We start from the raw sequence: 18,975 nt of genomic DNA, 5'->3' as shown, positions 1-18,975 counted from the left end.
CTTTTAGCGGTCTTTTTTTATGGACGAAGTTGATTAGACATCTTATTTTTTCGACCATATGGCTAAAAACACAATGATGCCAATTGTGATTGCGGCAAATTTTATAAACTCAAATTGTTTAAAAAGTAAATAAAAGCCATAAAGTAAAGCGAATAGCACGGCAAAAATTAAAACTAAAGAAAAAAATACAACCCATGGTTTTTCAGGCTCTTTATCTGTTGAAGTGTTGGTGGCGGAAAGAGCTTGATCAGATGTTGACTTGAAATAATTAACTTTGGGGTATTTTTTCTGTAGTTGTTTGAGTAAAGCTTTCTCTTCATCATTGACTAAATTTTCGCGGTTGAAATGATTGGCTGTATAGCACGTGACATCTACATGGTGTTCTGACAGTTTGTACTCATAATCCAATAGTTGTGCATATTCTTCGGTTGTAAATAAATGGATCGGTGAGCTTTCGTTTTTTACATGTTTTAAATTTTGGATAGCAGCTTCGATTGAATTGAGCATTTCAAGCAGACTTAATCCAACTTGAGGTGAAGCTTGAGGATTCTCCAAAAGAGGGAGTGAGTCATCCAGAAGGCCATAATAATACAAATTATGGATTAGTTTAAATTGAGGCTGAATGTGGGTAGAAAACGGATGTTCAAATAAATCCAGTTGAATGCTATTTACTAAACTGCTCCAACTCGATTTTTTATCAAAGCAAAAGCATTCGTTCCGCTGTTGTTGATTGAGCTCAATTAATGTAAACAGTCCGAATGCGTCATGAAATTGTGTGGAACTTGCACCCCAAAACTCCCGGGGATCACCAATAGGGCTGATATCTAAAATTTTCGTTTCAGATTGGATTTGAACCAGTGCAAAGGCTTGATTTAAATTGTTGTGGAAAACAGCAAGAGGGTAGTTGGTTTTTACAAAGTCAAAATGAGGATGTTGATTAAGTTTTGCATGCTCAAAAAGAAGATCAAATGGATAAAGTGAGCATGTTCTAATCCGCTTTTCAGCCATATACATAATCAAATGATCAACTGAGTCATGTAGTAATGCATTGGTTTTAAAATCGCGAATCAAGAAAATGTCGCAAGCTTGGCCGCACCATGGGTGCAAAATCTCGTCATAGTAAATTTTCTGGTTAAAAAAGCGTTGAGCGTTATATTGCAAACCAAGAATAAATTGCTCGTAATGATCTATCATAATGAAGCATTTTTTTATTTTTCAATTGTAAGCTATCTTAGCTTTAATTTGATTTAAAAGGTAACTGCTTGATGCGCAAATAGTATCACTTCCGCCGAGTGGGTGATGATACGTATATTTGGGATGTACATCGTTTAGTAAAACTCAGTCAAAATTTTAAGATTCAGCAAATCCCTGTAAATGACATTTAGGAGTTAAATGAAGCATATTAATTTCCAAAATCTGCACCGACCACACAGCAAATTATTGAACATCTGCAATTGGTAAATGCTGCGGACTTAAGTTATCCCATTATTTTATGTGCCAGTGGTCGAGTGATGGATGGGATGCATCGAGTCGCAAAAGCATGCATAACCACTCAGTCGCAAATATTAGCCGTTCAATTTGAACAAACCCCAAAGCCTGACTTTATCAATATCGATGCAGATCTTTTGGATTATCATGAAGAATAAAAGTTAACCTACAGATCCAATGCTGTTATCTTGGAGTAGATTCACCAGACTCAAGTAGATCATCATGGCAATGAAAAGAATAAATGTAGTCGGTACATCGGCCACTGGAAAATCAACCTTTTCCAGAGCTTTGGCGGACAAATTAGGACTAAATTATATAGAACTGGATAATCTATTTTGGCTAGATGATTGGCAGGAGTGTCCTGACGAAATCTTTTTTGCACGTATCGGAGCTGAAATTGCTAAAGCGAAAAATGGTTATGTTATTGATGGCAACTATACTCGAACGATTCCTGTTAAATGGTCTGAAATAGATACGGTGATATGGTTAGACCTTCCGTTTCCAGTCAATTTATACCGCTCTGTAAAGCGCGCATTTTCTCGGGCTAAGTCCAAACAAGATCTTTGGCCAGATTCAAATAATCAGGAAAGTTTGTGGCGGATGTTTGGTCGAGATTCCATTGTCTGGTGGATGATTAAGACCCATAAAACGAATCGTGAAAAATATCTAAAGATGATGAATGCACCTGAATATCAACATATTCAATGGATTTGTTTAAAGTCTGCAAATGCAGTTGATGCATTTTTAGAACAATTGGACTCTTATGTTTTTGATGTTTAAGTTTTGATGTTTTATCAATAAAAAAGTGCAGTTAAGTTACAGAAATAATCTTTATACCGCGCTTTGCGACATGCCTAATGTATGGATAGAAAAGAACAAAAGGAAAATAAAATGTTGGCTGAAATAGTTGGTATGGGTCAAGGTAGCATTACTGTAGAGCTCGAAATGATTCCCCGCAAAGGTGAGGCAGTCAAAATCATGTATGGTGCAGACGCAGAGCTTGAGGGGGAAGTAGTCTCTGTCAGTCATTATATTAATCAACATGCCGATCAGCATCGCGTTCGATTAGAAATTCGTCCGTTTAATTATTTAACGACCTCATAATTTTGAGGTCTTTCATACATAAGCATGTTCATAAAAAAGCCCTTCCATGAGAAGGGCTTTTTAGTGTTGATCACATTTATACAGTTAAAGTCCGAAGTAATAAGCCAATAAGCAAATCACTACCGTAATAATAATTAAGGTAATCACTCCACCTGCACCGGGTTTATGGGTTGGATTTGGCGTGTGTGCATGCTGAGGATTTGATTTTCTTTGCTCAGTTTTAAATCCATCCAGAGGAGAGCTTTCGACCAAGGGAGTTAAACGTGCAGTTTTATAGTGATTAGCGACTTTCACAATAAATTTAGCCGTTAAATCTTCAGTTTTTTGAGCAAAATGGTGCAAATTTAACTGTTCTTCAGGTGTATAGATGCTGCCATCTGCATGATAGGGATGCTGAATTTTAGATTGAATGTGGCGGTTTAATGCTTCTAGGCGATACAAGCTGTCATGTGCAAAATCCGCTTGTGCATCCGTTGGCAAGAGTGCAAGTTTTGCGGATTCATTCGATTCGCTGCTTTGATCAGGCTGCGTACCATAATAAGGTGTGCCTAACACCTCCGGTTCAATATAACCTTCCGCAGGTTTTTGTAAAAATAATTCTGCTTCAGTGAAGTTATGAATATCATCCCATTTGGGTGACTGCATATCTGTTTCGATGCGTTTAATGAGTTTATGGTTCAGCTCATAGCGCCAAAAGGTTTCGCGACGAATTTGCAGTTGTTGGGATGCCGGTGCTTCATAGTCATTTTCTGCGTTATACCACTCGGCAAGTTCTTTACCAAAAATCCACGCCTGCTTTTTATTTTGTTCGTGGCTCACAATGAAATGGGCAAAGGGAAGAAGTTCAACGTTAGCATTCGGATTTTGTTCATCATTTAGCAAGCTAGAGCTATGTAAACTTAAGCGTTGTACCCCTTGTTTTTTTAAGCCTTCTAGCCAAATTTGGAAATGTTGAGCTAATAAATGCTGTGATAGCAAATCACGAAAATGGAAACTGTGCTGATCAAAAATGTGGTGATTCAACCAACGTTGAAAACTCAAACCTTGGTTGAGAAATTCATTGCCATAAGTGACGAGTGTGAGCTGTTGTTTCCAGATTGGATCGAGTGCCATAAAGATTGGATCCCATTGATATTGTGTTTATCTTATACTTTTTTTAAAACTTGATGCTAATGCAATTTTAACTTGTGAATGCGCTTCATCATAACGGCTAAAAACTGTTAGAATAAGGGGGTTATATTATTTTTTTAAATTGTTGCTTTGAGAGTTACTATGTCACTGGAAGCCCTGACCACTGAAGCGCTCGCTGCGATTGCAGCAGCAGAGGACCTTGCTACACTCGACCAAGTGCGAGTGCAATTTACAGGGAAGAAAAGCCAGCTCGCGGAACAATCGAAGTCGCTCGGTAAAATGGACCCAGAAGAACGTAAAGTTTTTGGTGCTCAAATTCATGCCGTTCGTGAATCGATTACTGGCGCACTGACTGCTCGTCAAGCTGAATTACAAAAAGCTGCATTAGAACAAAAGCTTGCTAGCGAAACGATTGATATTACTTTACCCGGCCGTGGTCAAACAGTGGGTAGTATTCACCCTGTGACCCAAGTTCAAGAGCGTATTTGCCAATTCTTTACCAAAGCTGGCTTTACTGTTGCGACCGGTCCAGAAGTTGAAGATGATTATCACAACTTTGAAGCATTGAACATTCCGGGGCATCACCCTGCACGTGCAATGCATGACACGTTCTATTTTGATGCGAATCATTTACTTCGTACGCATACCTCAGGCGTGCAAATTCGTACCATGGAAACTAGCCAGCCACCAATCCGTATTGTGTGTCCTGGTCGTGTTTATCGCTGTGACTCGGACCAAACGCATTCGCCAATGTTCCATCAAATCGAAGGTTTGTATGTGGCTGAAAACACCAGCTTTGCAGAACTAAAAGGTTTGTTGGTTAACTTGTTAAATGAATTCTTTGAAAAAGATTTGAAAGTACGTTTCCGTCCATCTTATTTCCCATTTACAGAGCCAAGTGCGGAAGTGGATATCATGGATGAACGTGGTAAATGGTTGGAAGTTTTGGGCTGCGGTATGGTGCATCCAAACGTTTTACAAGCCGCTGGCATCGACCCAGAAAAATACAAAGGCTTTGCCTTCGGTTTAGGTGTAGAGCGTTTTGCCATGTTGCGTTACGGCATTAATGACCTGCGTATGTTCTACCAAAATGATGTGCGTTTCTTACGCCAATTTGCTTAAACAGTTTTATACCTCTCCCTAACCTCTCCTAAAAGGAGAGGGGGTGTCCATCATGACTTAGGGTTCGTCCTCTTTCTTTAAAGGGGCGCTAGAGGGGATTAGAAATTTAGAATTAATAGGTTTTTATACAATGAAAATTAGCGAAAATTGGTTGCGTACATGGGTTAACCCAGCCATTGATAGCGATACACTTTCTGACCAACTGACCATGTTAGGTTTAGAAGTTGATGATTTATCTCCTGCTGCAAAACCATTTACTGGTGTAGTAGTCGGTGAAGTTTTAACAGTGGTTCAACATCCCGATGCTGACCGTTTACGTGTCACTACTGTAAACATCGGTTCAGGCGAGCCGTTACAAATCGTTTGTGGAGCTCCAAACGTACGTGTAGGCATGAAAGCTCCTGTAGCAACCATTGGTGCAGTACTTCCGGGCGATTTCAAAATTAAAAAAGGCAAGCTTCGTGGTGTTGAATCACAAGGCATGCTGTGCGGTGCGTCTGAAATTGATCTTGAAGATAAAATCGACGGTCTATTAGAGCTTCCTGCGGATGCACCTGTGGGCACCAATATCCGTGAATATTTAAGTCTTGATGACCATGTGATTGATATTAGCATCACGCCAAACCGTGGTGACTGCTTCAGTATTCGTGGTATTGCACGTGAAATTGGTGTGATTAATCAACTCCCTGTGACTGCCCCTGAAATTAAAGAAGTTGCTGCAACAATTACTGATGAGAAGAAAGTTGTTGTTGAAACTGATGGTTGCCCACGTTACTTAGGTCGAGTGATCAAAAACGTCAATACCAAAGCACCAACTCCTGAGTGGATGGAGCGTGCATTAGCTCGTGCAGGCATTCGTCAGCACAGTATTTTGGTCGATATTACCAACTACGTTTTAATGGAATTGGGTCAACCTTTACATGCATTCGATGGCGGTAAAGTTGAAGGGGCAGTTCGTGTACGCCAAGCAACAGCAGCAGAAAAGTTAACGTTGTTGAATGAACAAGAAGTTAAATTATCTGAAAACGTGATGGTGATTGCGGATGATCAAAAAGCTTTGGCGATTGCAGGGATCATGGGCGGTCTAAGTTCAGCCGTTTCTGACGATACCACTGAAATTTTCCTTGAGTCGGCGTTCTTTGATCAACTCTATATCGCAGGTCGTGCACGTAGTTTTGGTTTGCATACTGATGCATCTCAGCGTTATGAACGCGGTGTAGACTTTGAATTGCCGATGACGGCAATGCACCGTGCTTCTCAGCTTATCGCTGATTTAGCTGGTGGTGAGTTTGGTCCAATTACTATTGCTGAAAAAGTTGAATTATTACCAAAACGTGAAGCCATTGAACTGAACCAAGCGCAAGTCGATCAACTCCTCGGTTATAAAGTTGAATCTGCATTTATTACCGATGCTTTAACGCGTTTGGGTTGCAATGTCACTGTGAAAGCAGAAGGTGAGTGGACAGTTGTACCGCCATCACACCGTTTTGACATGGCGATTTATCAAGACCTCATCGAAGAAGTGGCACGTATTCACGGTTACGACAATATTCAAATTAGCTTGCCGGTGATTGATGTCAAACTGGCGAAATACCAAGACCAATTTGAATTGGTTCAGTTACGTCAAACTGCAGTGGCTTTGGGTTATCAAGAAGCAATTAGCTTTAGCTTTGCAGATGCGAAACTAGAGAAACAATTGAATCCACAGGTTCAACCACTAGCGCTTGCAAACCCGATTTCTAGCGATCTTGCAGTGATGCGTTCAACCTTATTATCAAGTTTGATCCCATGTGTGCAATACAACGTGAACCGTCAGCAAAATCGTGTTCGTTTCTATGAGCTTGGTCTACGTTTTGATTATCAAGGTGCGAACAGCATTCATGATCTTAAACAGATCCCAACATTTGCACTGGTTGCAACAGGTTCACGTACGACTGAATCTTGGCATGGTAAAGCACAGCCTATGGATTTCTTTGACTTTAAAGGCGATGTAGAGGAGATTTTAAATTCTGCACGTTTAAATGTTGAATATGTACGTTCAGAGCGTACGTGGTTACATCCGGGTCAATCTGCTGAAATCTTAGTCAATGGTCAATCAATTGGTTACTTTGGTCGTTTACACCCATCTTTAGAAGATGAGTTGGATTTGGCGACTACTTGGGTTGCTGAATTAGATCAATCGGCTGTTTTGCAAACTTATGTATCTAATTTTACAGAATTATCACGTTTTCCGTCGGTTCGACGTGATATTGCGCTTTTAATTAGTGATAAGATTAATGTTAGTGAAATTCAGCAACTTATCGAAAAAACCGGCGGTGAGCTTTTAGACGCAGTTTGGTTATTCGATGTGTACACTGGTCAAGGTGTCGAAGAAGGCAAGCGCTCATTGGCATTTGCAATTCAATGGCAACATCCAACACGTACATTAGAAGATGCTGAAATCAAAACCGGTATGGATAACATACTTCAGGTGTTGGAAAACACTTACCAGGCGACATTGAGGGCTTCATGACAGCATTAACAAAAGCAGAAATGGCTGATCATTTAAGTGAGCTCACGAGTTTAAACCGTCGTGAAGCAAAACAAATGGTCGAGTTATTCTTCGATGAGATTAGCCAAGCGCTAATCTCTGGGGAACAAGTTAAACTCTCTGGTTTCGGTAACTTCGAGTTGCGTGATAAACGTCAACGCCCAGGCCGTAACCCGAAAACGGGTGAAGAAATTCCGATTTCTGCCCGTCGTGTAGTGACCTTCCGTGCGGGACAAAAATTCCGTCAACGTGTTGGAAATGAGCAGATCGATTGATCTGCTTTTTTTTGCCTTTGATTTAGGAGGTGCAGTGTTCATCATCTATCGCACAAGTCATGTTGAAGAATATTCGTTTTAAAGTGAGATGATATATTTGAGTTGAGTTGAGTTGAGTTGAGTTGAGTTGAGTTGAGTTGTCGTAGAGATTGATTATGGCTTTCTTTTAGCAAAATCGTCAGTTTTTATTTTTCAATAAGCATGGGTTTAGTATTTTGAATTTAAGCTATTTTTATGAACTAGGCTTTAAAGTTTCAGGCAATAAAAAAGAGAGCCAAAGGGCTCTCTTTTTGTGCTGAATAATCGGTTAGATTATTGAGCTTCAGAAGCAGCAGCAGTAGCTTCAGAAGCAGCAGCAGTAGCTTCAGAAGCAGCAGCAGAAGCTTCAGAAGCAGCAGCTTCAACAGCAGCAGCGTCAGACGCAGCAACTACTTCAGAAGCAGCAGCTTCAGATGCAGCAGCAGGAGCAGCTTCTTCAGTTTTTTTAGCACAACCAACGAAAGCTAAAGTAGTAGCAACTGCAGCAGCAATAGCGATTTTTTTGAATAACATGGCATCACTCTCTAAAATATGAGATTAAAAAATAACCTGCGTTAGTCTGTTGTGTGCTTTTATTATGCCTAATTTGAATAGGTATTAAAAATGCATAGAGCAGTCTAACTGGTCTGCGTGTATGCTATCACTGAGTATTTTGAAATGCTACTAGTGACTTTGAAAAAACCGTGAAAAATAGGTGAAAAACGGCCATTTTTTAACAGAAAATAACAATTAAGAGAAAGTTTTATATTGGCGAAATAGCAAATAAACTACTAAAAAGAATAGGGTTTTTTATAATATATTTTTTATAATCATCAACTTGAAAATAAGTTTACATGGAAATCCATCAAATGTTTCTTTGTGTAACCAAAGTCAACCAAATAAAAAGGCCATCGTTATAGATGGCCTTTTCAGTCAAACATTCAACTTAGTTGGATGCTTTACGTTTCATTTGATCAAAGAAATCATCATTGGTTTTGGTTTCTTTCATACGATCAAGCAAGAATTCCATCGCTGCAAGTTCGTCTTGTGTATGAAGCAATTTACGTAAAATCCAAACTTTACGTAGGTTATCTTCAGACATTAGGCGCTCTTCACGACGTGTACCTGATTTTTTGATGTTCATCGCAGGGAACACACGTTTTTCAGCAATACGACGGTCTAGGGTAATTTCTTGGTTACCTGTACCTTTGAATTCTTCGTAGATCACTTCATCCATCTTACTGCCAGTTTCAATCAACGCAGTTGAGATAATTGTTAGTGAACCACCTTCTTCAATATTACGTGCCGCACCGAAGAAACGTTTTGGACGTTCTAAAGCATGGGCATCCACACCACCAGTAAGAACTTTACCAGATGAAGGGATTACAGTGTTGTAAGCACGTGCTAAACGAGTAATTGAGTCAAGCAAAATCACTACATCTTTTTTGTGTTCAACAAGACGTTTAGCTTTTTCAATCACCATCTCTGCAACTTGTACGTGACGAGCTGGTGATTCATCGAATGTTGAAGCAACTACTTCACCACGAACAGTACGTTCCATTTCTGTTACTTCTTCAGGACGTTCGTCAATCAGAAGGACAATCAAGAAACATTCAGGATTGTTACGAACAATCGACTGTGCGATGTTTTGTAACAACATGGTTTTACCCGCTTTTGGCGGTGCAACGATAATTGAACGTTGACCTTTACCAATCGGAGCAACCAAGTCAACCACACGCGCAGTTAAGTCTTCTGTTGTACCATTACCTAATTCCATTACCAATTGTTCGGTTGGAAATAAAGGTGTTAAGTTTTCGAAAAGAATCTTATTACGTGAGTTTTCTGGTGTGTCGTAGTTAATTTGATTAACTTTTAATAATGCAAAGTAACGTTCGCCTTCTTTAGGTGGACGAATCGTACCTGTAATAGTGTCACCAGTACGAAGGTTGAAGCGACGGATTTGTGATGGGCTCACATAGATATCGTCAGGGCCGGCTAGGTAAGAACCCGCTGCAGAGCGTAAGAAACCAAAGCCGTCCGACAGAATTTCTAGAACGCCATCACCAAAAATCTCTTCGCCGTTCATTGCGTGGCGCTTTAAGATGGCAAAAATAATATCTTGCTTACGGTTACGAGCCATTCCTTCGAGGCCCATAAACTCGGCAATCTTGATGAGTTCGCCAATCGGTTTTTTCTTGAGTTCGGTTAAGTTCATAGGTGGTCAGATAGAATCTAAAATTCTGAGGTACAGGTTGGAAAAGGGAGCAACAAATGTGCCGCGATCATGCAAGAAACGATAGCAATTGGTTTGCACAAAACAATTCAGAGATCTGATTCGTTATATGAAGAGAGATGTGAAAAACAATTCTGTTGCCGAGCGGCATTTTATGTGTTGTGTTGTAAGAAAATGACAGGATTTGAGATCCTTAATTTCTTGAGTAAACAATATAAGAGAGAACACAGCATTTGTCAATTTATCAACCAAAAAAATACGCTGTGTAAAACAGCGTATTTTCGAGTGTTTTTATCGAAAAAATATTAGATGTTTTCTTCGATGAAAGCTGTCAATTTAGATTTTGGTGCTGCACCGACTTGGGTTGCTACAACTTCGCCGTTTTTAAACATTAATAATGCAGGAATGTTACGGATGTTGTAGTTTACAGCTGTTTGTTCGCAAGAAGTTACGTCTACTTTAACGATTTTAACTTTGCCTTCAAACTCAGTTGAAAGTACTTCAAGTACAGGTGCAATGGCTTTACAAGGAGCACACCAACCTGCCCAGAAATCTACAAGTACAGGAGTATCAGACTCTAGTACATCGGCTTGGAAGTTTTCATCAGTTGTATTTACGATATTGCCAGACATGGATTTTGCTCCGGAATTAATTTTTAAGTTGACTCTATGTTTATAAGTATTACATAGCCAACTATAACAATGTAGGGGGTTATGTAAATTTTCGACCTGAATGGCGAGTTTGTCTAATGGATGATCACGATGCCGATGATCGTGTATGACTATCATTGCTTCAGATAAAAAATCGATAAGTTCAGCCCGAACTACTCATAAATGGCTTTTAAATTGCATGTATGTGAATTAATCTAAGCACAATTCTGAACAGGTTTTTTTGAATAATGTCTGATTTTTTGATTGATGAAGAATTACTTGCTGCTATCGATATGGGATCGAACAGCTTCCACTTGGCTATCGCACGCGTAGACCATGGTGAAGTGAAAAAAGTTGCATCAATGTCAGAAAAAGTACAGCTTGCCGCAGGTCTAGACGAAAATAAAAATTTGACTGAAGCCGCACAGCAACGAGGCTTAGCCTGCCTAGCACGTTTTGTGGGGCGTTTAAATCCTGTACAAGCTAACCGTTTACGTATTGTGGCGACTAATGCCTTGCGTCAAGCAAAAAATGGTCATGAATTTATTCAAAAAGCCGCTGAAATTTTACCAAAACCAATTGAAATCATTGCTGGTCGTGAAGAAGCGCGTCTAATTTATTTAGGGGTTTCACATACTATGGCAAATAGTGGTCGCCGCCTTGTGATTGATATCGGTGGGGGTTCAACAGAGTTGATTATTGGTGAAGAGTTTGAACCGATTCATACAGAATCTGTGCAAATGGGCTGTGTCGCTTTTACCAAAGCGTTTTTTGCTGATGGTGAAATTAACCTGAAAAATTTTGATAAAGCGGTAAATGCTGCTCGCAAAGAAATCGCAGGCATTGCCAACACTTATAAAGCTGCGGGCTGGGATACTGTTGTCGGTTCAAGTGGCACGATCAAAGCATGTCGTCAGATTTGTGTCAATATGGGCTGGAGCAACGATCAGGAAGAACTGACACGTGACGGTTTATTTAAACTCAAAGATAAATTGCTTAAATATAAGCATGTCAATGAAATGGAATTTGATGGTCTAAAAGAAGACCGTCGAGCAGTTTTGCCAGCCGGCATTGCCATTTTGTATGCAGTCTTTGATGTGCTGAATATCGATAAATTGGTTTATTCTGATGGCGCGTTACGTGAAGGCGTGATGTACGACCTATTGGGACGTTTCCAACATGAAGATGTTCGTGACCGTTCTGTACATGCGTTGATGGGTCGCTACAACGCAGATATGAAACAAGCTGAACGTGTGGTAAATACCGCTCAACAACTGTTTAATGGTGTGGCGACCGCACTGAATTTGACCAGTGATGACAGTGATTTACTGCGTCGTGCAGCGTATTTGCATGAAATTGGCTTAGCGATCAGTCATAGTGGTTACCATCGTCATGGTGCTTATTTACTGCAACATTCGGATATTCCGGGTTTCTCACAAATTGATCAAAACCATTTGTCGCATTTAGTGGCGCATCATCGTCGTAAGTTACGTAGTGACGCGCGCATTGATGTGATGAAAGTCGGTGGTAACAAACTTGTTTACTTATGTCTATTGCTTCGTTTAGCAGTTTTATTAAATCATAGTCGCAGCGATGAGATGCTTCCTGCCATTGAATTAAGCGTGGACAATGCGCAACAATGGCAACTTAGTGTTTCTGGTGATGCCAAACAGTGGCCTTTGTTGGTTGCAGACTTGCATGATGAGCAGGTGCAATTTAAGCATTGGGATATTGAACTGAATATCCAGTCGGAACAATTTATCAATTAACAGACCAGTTAAGTTAGGGATAATGATCGACCTATGAAAAATAAAGCAGCTCAATCTAAAGCCTGGACTACGGTTCAGATCGCACGTCATCCTGAACGTCCGCAGTTTTTGGATTATGTTGGCGAAATTTTTACAGAGTTCGATGCTTTGCACGGTGACCGCCTATTTGGTGATGACGGCGCGATGATTGGTGGTTTGGCTCGTTTAGATGGTCAGCCTGTGATGATTGTAGGTCAGCACCGTGGTCGTAGTACACGTGAAAAATTACAACATAATTTTGGTATGAGTAACCCCGAAGGTTACCGTAAAGCACAGCGTTTATTGGATATGGCCGAGCGTTTTAATCTGCCAGTCTTTACCTTTATTGATACCATGGGTGCGTACCCAGGTGTGGGTGCAGAAGAGCGTGGTCAGGCCGAAGCGATTGCAACTAGCTTAGCTCAGCTTTCTTCACTTAAAGTGCCTGTAGTGGCAACGGTATTGGGTGAAGGTGGTTCGGGTGGTGCGCTCGGTATTGGCGTAGCTGACCGTGTGATTATGCTATCTCACAGTATTTATTCAGTAATTTCACCGGAAGGCTGTGCATCTATTTTGTGGAAAACTGCAGAAAAAGCAGAGCAAGCAAGTGAAGCATTAGCATTGACGGCAGATAAATTGCAGAAGATGGGCATTGTGGAATACGTGGTGGATGAAGCGGAAGGCGCACATTTAAACCCTGAAAAAGTCATGCAGGATTTGAAAGTGGTCTTGAAGCAAGCTCTAGAAGAACTGCAACCAATGGATGCAAACGAACGATGCGAAGCGCGTTACCAGCGTTTAATGAAGTTTGGCAGCGACAATTTAGGGCTGATTGCTTAAGTCAAATTCAGGCGCTGCCTGAGCAAAGCCGATTTTTAATAGGATGTAGTGGTGGCATGGACTCCATGTTGCTGCTGCATCTTATGTCGTTTTTGTGCCCTGAAAAGATACGGGTGATTTATATTGATCACCAATTACAAGCGTGTAGTCATGCTTGGGGCGAATTTGTACGTGCTCAATGTAAAGCGCTGAATTTGCCATTCATCATACAAAAAGTTCAGGTTGCGCAAGGTAATCTTGAAAATCAAGCACGCTCGGCCCGCTATCAAGCCTTTGCCCAACATTTACAAGCAGATGAAATATTGGTACTCGCACATCATCAGCAAGATCAGGCGGAGACATTGATGTTGCGGCTACTTTCAGGTACTGGTGTCCATGGCCTTGCTGCGATGAAAAAATTCGATGTACGTGAAGATTTTACATTATGGCGTCCGCTATTGGATCTTTCACGTGAGCAAATTTGCCAATGGGCAGCACAGCTACATGTGCAAAATATTCAAGATCTCACCAATTTTGATACTGACTATGACCGCGCGTGGAGTCGTGAAATTTTGTGGCCATTACTCAGTGAGCGATTTCCTAAAATGCAGCAAGCTCTGAGCCGAACCAGTTACTTGATGCAAGATGCTGATGAAATTTTATATGAGGTGTTGCAGCAAGATTTAGCGGCCTGTGGTTCATCGCAAATGTTATCTTTGGCTGCTTTACAACAGCTCAGTCAGGCACGTCAGCGTCAGTTGTTATCGCACTGGATGAAAGGTGAGGGGCAATATCGTCCAAGTTTTGAAATGGTACAGCGTTTATTTTCAGAAGTGATTGGCTCACGCGAAGACTCGCAAGCGGCATTACACTGGAATGGATTTTATTATCTGCGCTTTCAACAGCAACTTCATCGGATTGCCAAAGCGGAATATCTGCCAACTAAACCCATTCAAGAGGTTGAGGTTGTAACTTGTGTTGTAGGTCAGTGCCTCAAGTTGCCTGCCGGTCATTTTGTAATTCAACCCTCAGAGGTTGGCTTATCACCAGAATTATTGGGGCAGCAACTCCAGATTCGCCCACGTCTTGGCGGAGAAAAAATTCATTTATATGGTCGTGTTGGAAGTTGGCCGTTGAAAAAAGCCATTCAGCAGGCGCAAATTTTTCCATGGCGACGTCATACTATTCAAATATTAAGCCGAGATAATGTTATGCTAGGCGTCTTTACGCCTCAGGGCTTTTGGTTGGCGCAGTCTGAATTTTGTACTCAAGCTGGCTGGCAACCAACATTATCTCTTAACGCTAAATCTGCAATATCGGATCTTCAATCATGAGCGCAATTCTAAATTGTAATATCAGTTTCATTGGTGGTGGCAACATGGCACAGGCTTTAATTGGTGGCCTGATTGCACGTGGTGTCCCGACTACACGTATTACAGTTTCAGATCCCGTAGAAAAAGTACGTGAGCTTCTGGCTGAAAAAGATTTGCATGTGACGGATGATAATGTTGTAGCAATTCGAGATGCGGATATTGTTCTTTTTGCCGTTAAACCTCAGGTGTTGGCAGAAGTTTTGGCACCATTACAAGGTTTGCTAGAAGGGAAGTTGGTGATTTCAATTGTTGCAGGTGCAGAAATTGCAACGATTTCAAAACTATTAGGCACAGAGCGTATTGTTCGTGTCATGCCAAATACACCGGCTTTAGTTCAAACCGGTGCGCATGGCTTATATGCAGGTGAAGCGGTTTCGGCTGAAGATCGTGATCTTGCAAGTCAAGTTTTGGCTTCAACTGGCTTAACACTTTGGGTAAACTCAGAAGCGCAAATTGATGCGGTAACAGCTGTTTCTGGCTCAGGTCCTGCATACTTTTTCTATATGATGGAAAGTATGATCCGTGCAGGTAAAAACATGGGCTTGGATGAAAAAGTAGCTACAGCATTAACCTTGCAAACTGCATTAGGTGCCGCACAAATGGCAATTACCAGTGCCAACAGTCCTGCGGAGTTACGTAAAAATGTAACCTCTCCAAACGGCACCACACAAGCTGCGATTGAAGTATTTGATCGTGCTCAAATTTCACAAAATATTCAGGCCGCATTAGCCGCAGCGCAAAAGCGTAGCCAAGAGTTGGCCCAAGTGTTAAGTGAAAGCACTAAATAATTCGATTAGATTTAGGAAAGTTCAAGTATGGGCTCTGCTCAAATTTTTGGAATCATTATTAACGTTGCAATTTTGCTCGTATTTTTCCGTTTTTTAATGCAGCTTGCTGCCGTGAGTCCATATAACCCTGTGGTTTTGGCAACAGCAAAAGCAACAAAAATTGTCGATATCTTTAGCCGAATTTTCCCAACTTTGGCCAAAGGTCGAGTGAATACTGCAGCTTTGGTGTTGGTGGTGATTCTGTATTTGTTAAAAATGTTTGGTTTGATGTATTTGTCTGGCGTGGCAGTGAATAGTCCATTCCATCTGATCATTATGACCTTTGTGACCATGATTCAGGATTTAATCCGTTTCTGTCGTTACTTAATTATTGCATCGATTATTTTGAGTTGGGTCGTGATGTTTAGCCAGTCACGTTCGCCTTATATTGAAGTGGTTCAAGAATTGGCAGAACCGCTACTTGCACCATTCCGTCGTATTCTTCCAAATATGGGGATGATTGACTTGTCACCAATTTTTGCGATTTTGGCATTGTTGGTTGCGGAAACCATTATGAAGCAAGTCGCAATTGCATTATTGACTGGTCTTTAATCTGAGCTAAGACGAGTTAAATTAAAAAGGACGCCGAGGCGTCCTTTTTTTGTGGATTTAATATGAGGTGTAAAACAAGATATTTATACTAACTAATAAACATCTCACCTCCATCCAACCTTCCTCCTAGAGGGAGAAAGGCGTGAATGAATTAGTGTGCTTCGTCCCAGTTATTACCTTGACCGACTTCCACAATCAGTGGAACGGAAATTTTCAACACAGATTGCATCACTTCAGTCAGTTGGGCAGAGAGTTCGTCGGCAATTGCAGCATCAACTTCAAACACCAATTCATCGTGTACTTGCAGTAACATTTTGGCTTGATCTTTCGGTAAGATTTTATCGACTGCAATCATAGCCAATTTAATAATATCTGCCGCAGAACCTTGTAGCGGCGCATTAATCGCTGCACGTTCAGCGCCTTGTTTCACCATTTTGTTGTTCGCCATAATGTCCGGTGTATACAGACGACGACCTAAAATGGTTTCCACAAAACCTTGTTCACGTGCGACTTGGCGAGTACGTTCCATATATTCCAAAACACCAGGGTAGCGTTGGAAGTATTTACCAATATAGTTACGCGACTCTTCTCGAGTGAAACCCAACTGACGGGTCAAACCAAATTCAGACATACCATAGAGCAGGCCGAAGTTCACCGCTTTGGCTTGACGACGTTGGTTGCTGGTCACTTCATCGAGTGGAATGCCCAAAACTTCTGCCGCAGTACGTTTATGTACATCTTGCCCATGATTGAAGGCATCGACCAATGCATGATCTTGCGAGAAATGCGCCATTAAACGTAATTCGATTTGCGAATAATCGGCTGCCAATAAAATGCGACCTTCAGGTGCAATAAAGGCTTTACGGATTTGACGTCCAATATCTTCACGGACAGGAATGTTTTGCAAGTTTGGATCTGTGGATGACAAACGACCTGTAGCCGTTAACGCTTGGTGGTAACTGGTATGCACACGATGTGTGTCATTATTCACTTGTTTTAACAGACCATCGGTATAAGTGCTTTTCAGTTTAGAGAGACCACGATATTCCAAAATTAAATCAGTAATCGGATGGTCGATTTTTTCTAACACACTTTCACTGGTACTGTACTGACCTGTAGAAGTTTTCTTACCGCCTTTTAAACCTAATTTATCAAACAGAATCTCACCCACTTGTTTTGGTGAGCTGACATTGAAGCTTTGACCCGCAAGATCGGTAATTTCTGTTTCTAAATTTTGAATGGTATTGGCAAATTCCACACCGAGTTGGTCGAGGAAGTTCATATCCAATTCAATGCCGTTTTCTTCCATAGAGGTTAGAACACGAGCAACAGGCATTTCAATATTGTGCAAAATATTGATCAGCTCCGGGTGAGCTTGTAACTTCTTATCGAGTACTTCATATAGACGATAGGTCACATGGGCATCTTCTGCGGCATAATGGGCTGCCGTTTCAAGCTCAATTTGGTTAAAGGTTTTTTGTTTTGCACCTTTGCCCGCCACTTGTTCGAACGTCGTTGTGAGATGACTTAAATACAAACGTGCGACGTCATCCATTCCATGACGAGTTGCCACAGAGTTAAGGACATAAGAGGCCAACATGGTATCGAAATACCAACCTGCCAAATGAATGCCATGATTTTCTAAGACATGTGCATCATATTTGAGATGATGACCAATTTTTTGTACGTCATTATCTTCAAGTAAAGGTTTGAGTTGATTCAGGATCGTGTCGCGATCAAGTTGTTGAGGCGCACCTTCATAATCATGCGCAAGCGGCACGTAATAGGCATCATGTGCATCTAAAGCCACTGAGAAACCCACAATCTGTGCCACGCGGTAGTCGAGGCTAGTGGTTTCAGTATCAAAGGCAAAACGCTTTTCAGTATTTAGACGTTTAAATAACACATCCCAATCTTCTTGAGTCAATACCGTGTGATAACGTGCTTCACCAAGTAAGTCATCAACACTGGTTTTGTCCGCTTGATCTTCAACTTCAGGTGCATTGGCTACAGTCGCCTTGGTGTTGATGGCTTTGGCTGTTTGTTTGTAGGTTGCACCATTGGGGTTGTTCGGATGATCTAAAGACTGCAGTTGGTTACGGAATTCTAGTTCCGTATATAAATCACGCAGTGCTGGAATATTTGGGTCGGCAAGTTTCAAATCTTCGTATTTAAGGCCCATGTCGAGGTCACAAACGATGCTCGCCAATTGGTGATCAAGAGCAATCCCTTCGACATTGTCTTTAATGTTTTGACCGACTTTACCTTTAATACTGTCGACATTTTCTAAAATGCCGCCAATCGAGCCGTACTCGGTTAAAAGTTTCGCTGCCGTTTTTGCGCCAACACCGGGTACACCACGGATACCATCAGAGGCATCGCCCATCAGCGTGAGGTAGTCAATGATTTGATTCGGCCACACCCCAAATTTTTCAAAAACACCTTGAACGTCCATCGGTTTGTCTTTGAAGCTGTCTTCTAAAGTGACACGCTCAGTAACGAGCTGCGCCATGTCTTTGTCACCAGTGGAGATCAAAACTTGATGACCGGCTGCTTCAGCGCGCTTGGCTAATGTACCGATAATGTCATCGGCTTCAGCACCTGGCAACATATGTAGTGGAATCCCTAGAGCACGAATTAACGCATGAAGATATGGAATTTGTTGTGATAATTCTTCAGGCATGCTTGGACGGTCACCCTTATAAATTGGGGACAATTCATGACGGAAGGTTGGTTCAGGTGTATCGAAAATAACGGCCATGTGCGTCGGTTGGATACGACGCATTAATTTTTGGATGGCAGAAATGGCACCTCGGATTGCATTGGTATGCAAACCGGTTGAAGTGGTTAATGGTGGCAGTGCATGGTAAGCACGAAATAAAAAGTATGAGCCATCGACCAAGACAAATGGTGGCATTGATAATTTCCTAATCCTAAAAACGGTTTTATTGTACGTGATTTTTTGCCCGTACGCTGAGTCTAGATTGTATATGTAACTTACCGAATCACTGATGAATAGTTTTAATCCATCGGTCAGGCTCATGTATCATCAAAACATTCAGGAAA

16 protein-coding genes and 1 pseudogene are annotated in these 18,975 nt (G+C 41.2%); 11 read left to right on the top strand and 6 right to left on the bottom strand.

The genetic code is table 11. The features are described 5' to 3' along the window. Positions 1–42: 42 nt before the first annotated feature. Positions 43–1,008, bottom strand: coding sequence for a hypothetical protein (locus FTT85_RS09680; protein WP_180183433.1), 966 nt, complete (start codon positions 1,006–1,008; stop codon positions 43–45). A 284-nt stretch (positions 1,009–1,292) separates the two neighbouring features. Between FTT85_RS09680 and FTT85_RS09675 the strand changes: the two are divergent. From FTT85_RS09675 to FTT85_RS09665, 3 genes and pseudogenes are all read left to right on the top strand, one after another. Further along, positions 1,293–1,646: pseudogene (locus tag FTT85_RS09675) on the top strand (hypothetical protein). Between the two features lie 70 nt (positions 1,647–1,716). Further along, complete coding sequence (locus FTT85_RS09670; protein ID WP_180183432.1) at positions 1,717–2,268, top strand: adenylate kinase; 552 nt, start codon at positions 1,717–1,719, stop codon at positions 2,266–2,268. 111 nt (positions 2,269–2,379) lie between these two features. Then, positions 2,380–2,592, top strand: a complete 213-nt coding sequence (locus FTT85_RS09665; RefSeq protein WP_111884721.1) for a hypothetical protein — start codon at positions 2,380–2,382, stop codon at positions 2,590–2,592. A gap of 84 nt (positions 2,593–2,676) precedes the next feature. Here the strand turns inward: FTT85_RS09665 and FTT85_RS09660 are convergent, their stop codons facing one another. Continuing rightward, a complete protein-coding gene (locus tag FTT85_RS09660; protein WP_180183431.1) occupies positions 2,677–3,705 on the bottom strand; it encodes a hypothetical protein in 1,029 nt (342 codons plus the stop codon). 159 nt (positions 3,706–3,864) lie between these two features. Between FTT85_RS09660 and pheS the strand changes: the two genes are divergently transcribed. The 3 genes from pheS to FTT85_RS09645 all read left to right on the top strand — a co-directional run bounded on the left by pheS (position 3,865) and on the right by FTT85_RS09645 (position 7,650). Further along, a complete protein-coding gene (gene pheS / locus FTT85_RS09655; RefSeq protein ID WP_078189575.1) occupies positions 3,865–4,845 on the top strand; it encodes a phenylalanine--tRNA ligase subunit alpha in 981 nt (326 codons plus the stop codon). 130 nt (positions 4,846–4,975) lie between these two features. After that, a complete protein-coding gene (pheT, locus tag FTT85_RS09650) occupies positions 4,976–7,357 on the top strand; it encodes a phenylalanine--tRNA ligase subunit beta (RefSeq protein ID WP_180183430.1) in 2,382 nt (793 codons plus the stop codon). After that, positions 7,354–7,650 (top strand): integration host factor subunit alpha, encoded by a 297-nt coding sequence (locus FTT85_RS09645; protein WP_004649746.1) that lies wholly within the window; start codon positions 7,354–7,356, stop codon positions 7,648–7,650. Before pheT ends, FTT85_RS09645 begins: the two co-directional genes overlap by 4 nt. Before the next feature lie 312 nt (positions 7,651–7,962). Here FTT85_RS09645 and FTT85_RS09640 read toward each other — a convergent pair whose 3' ends face one another. The 3 genes from FTT85_RS09640 to trxA form a co-directional block, all read right to left on the bottom strand. Beyond that, positions 7,963–8,202: a hypothetical protein gene (locus tag FTT85_RS09640; RefSeq protein WP_180183429.1), complete on the bottom strand. Its 240-nt coding sequence runs from the start codon at positions 8,200–8,202 to the stop codon at positions 7,963–7,965. 412 nt (positions 8,203–8,614) lie between these two features. Then, a complete protein-coding gene (gene rho / locus FTT85_RS09635) occupies positions 8,615–9,883 on the bottom strand; it encodes a transcription termination factor Rho (protein WP_067731074.1) in 1,269 nt (422 codons plus the stop codon). Between the two features lie 323 nt (positions 9,884–10,206). Then, the gene (gene trxA / locus FTT85_RS09630; RefSeq protein WP_078192629.1) at positions 10,207–10,533 is read right to left on the bottom strand and encodes a thioredoxin; all 327 of its coding nucleotides are present in this window, start codon (positions 10,531–10,533) and stop codon (positions 10,207–10,209) included. A 266-nt stretch (positions 10,534–10,799) separates the two neighbouring features. Here trxA and ppx point away from each other — a divergent pair, with 266 nt between their 5' ends. From ppx to FTT85_RS09605, 5 genes are read left to right on the top strand one after another with little or no spacing between them, the layout of a single operon-like run. After that, positions 10,800–12,320, top strand: coding sequence for an exopolyphosphatase (gene ppx / locus FTT85_RS09625; RefSeq protein WP_180183428.1), 1,521 nt, complete (start codon positions 10,800–10,802; stop codon positions 12,318–12,320). A 33-nt stretch (positions 12,321–12,353) separates the two neighbouring features. Beyond that, complete coding sequence (locus FTT85_RS09620; protein ID WP_111884716.1) at positions 12,354–13,178, top strand: acetyl-CoA carboxylase carboxyltransferase subunit alpha; 825 nt, start codon at positions 12,354–12,356, stop codon at positions 13,176–13,178. Continuing rightward, positions 13,115–14,491 carry a tRNA lysidine(34) synthetase TilS gene (gene tilS, locus FTT85_RS09615; protein WP_180183427.1) on the top strand — a complete coding sequence of 459 codons (1,377 nt, stop codon included), beginning with the start codon at positions 13,115–13,117 and terminating at the stop codon, positions 14,489–14,491. The genes FTT85_RS09620 and tilS overlap by 64 nt, the downstream gene beginning before the upstream one ends. Next, positions 14,488–15,318, top strand: a complete 831-nt coding sequence (proC, locus tag FTT85_RS09610) for a pyrroline-5-carboxylate reductase (RefSeq protein ID WP_180183426.1) — start codon at positions 14,488–14,490, stop codon at positions 15,316–15,318. The genes tilS and proC overlap by 4 nt, the downstream gene beginning before the upstream one ends. Positions 15,319–15,345: 27 nt before the next feature. Beyond that, positions 15,346–15,909, top strand: coding sequence for a YggT family protein (locus FTT85_RS09605; protein ID WP_180007241.1), 564 nt, complete (start codon positions 15,346–15,348; stop codon positions 15,907–15,909). 151 nt (positions 15,910–16,060) lie between these two features. Here the strand turns inward: FTT85_RS09605 and polA are convergent, their stop codons facing one another. Continuing rightward, positions 16,061–18,826, bottom strand: coding sequence for a DNA polymerase I (polA, locus tag FTT85_RS09600; RefSeq protein ID WP_180183425.1), 2,766 nt, complete (start codon positions 18,824–18,826; stop codon positions 16,061–16,063). Positions 18,827–18,975 lie beyond the last annotated feature (149 nt).

The sequence above is a fragment of the Acinetobacter sp. YH01020 genome, assembly GCF_013420275.1.
In the GTDB taxonomy this organism is placed as follows: Bacteria; Pseudomonadota; Gammaproteobacteria; order Pseudomonadales; family Moraxellaceae; genus Acinetobacter; species Acinetobacter amyesii.
This window is presented reverse-complemented; position numbering and strand designations above follow the sequence as displayed.

Coding starts and splice junctions, on each gene's coding strand:
- FTT85_RS09680 (WP_180183433.1), bottom strand. CDS start 1,008: ATGGCTGAAAAGCGGATTAGAACATGCTCACTTTATCCATTTGATCTT.
- FTT85_RS09670 (WP_180183432.1), top strand. CDS start 1,717: ATGAAAAGAATAAATGTAGTCGGTACATCGGCCACTGGAAAATCAACC.
- FTT85_RS09665 (WP_111884721.1), top strand. CDS start 2,380: ATGTTGGCTGAAATAGTTGGTATGGGTCAAGGTAGCATTACTGTAGAG.
- FTT85_RS09660 (WP_180183431.1), bottom strand. CDS start 3,705: ATGGCACTCGATCCAATCTGGAAACAACAGCTCACACTCGTCACTTAT.
- pheS (WP_078189575.1), top strand. CDS start 3,865: ATGTCACTGGAAGCCCTGACCACTGAAGCGCTCGCTGCGATTGCAGCA.
- pheT (WP_180183430.1), top strand. CDS start 4,976: ATGAAAATTAGCGAAAATTGGTTGCGTACATGGGTTAACCCAGCCATT.
- FTT85_RS09645 (WP_004649746.1), top strand. CDS start 7,354: ATGACAGCATTAACAAAAGCAGAAATGGCTGATCATTTAAGTGAGCTC.
- FTT85_RS09640 (WP_180183429.1), bottom strand. CDS start 8,202: ATGTTATTCAAAAAAATCGCTATTGCTGCTGCAGTTGCTACTACTTTA.
- rho (WP_067731074.1), bottom strand. CDS start 9,883: ATGAACTTAACCGAACTCAAGAAAAAACCGATTGGCGAACTCATCAAG.
- trxA (WP_078192629.1), bottom strand. CDS start 10,533: ATGTCTGGCAATATCGTAAATACAACTGATGAAAACTTCCAAGCCGAT.
- ppx (WP_180183428.1), top strand. CDS start 10,800: ATGTCTGATTTTTTGATTGATGAAGAATTACTTGCTGCTATCGATATG.
- FTT85_RS09620 (WP_111884716.1), top strand. CDS start 12,354: ATGAAAAATAAAGCAGCTCAATCTAAAGCCTGGACTACGGTTCAGATC.
- tilS (WP_180183427.1), top strand. CDS start 13,115: ATGCGAAGCGCGTTACCAGCGTTTAATGAAGTTTGGCAGCGACAATTT.
- proC (WP_180183426.1), top strand. CDS start 14,488: ATGAGCGCAATTCTAAATTGTAATATCAGTTTCATTGGTGGTGGCAAC.
- FTT85_RS09605 (WP_180007241.1), top strand. CDS start 15,346: ATGGGCTCTGCTCAAATTTTTGGAATCATTATTAACGTTGCAATTTTG.
- polA (WP_180183425.1), bottom strand. CDS start 18,826: ATGCCACCATTTGTCTTGGTCGATGGCTCATACTTTTTATTTCGTGCT.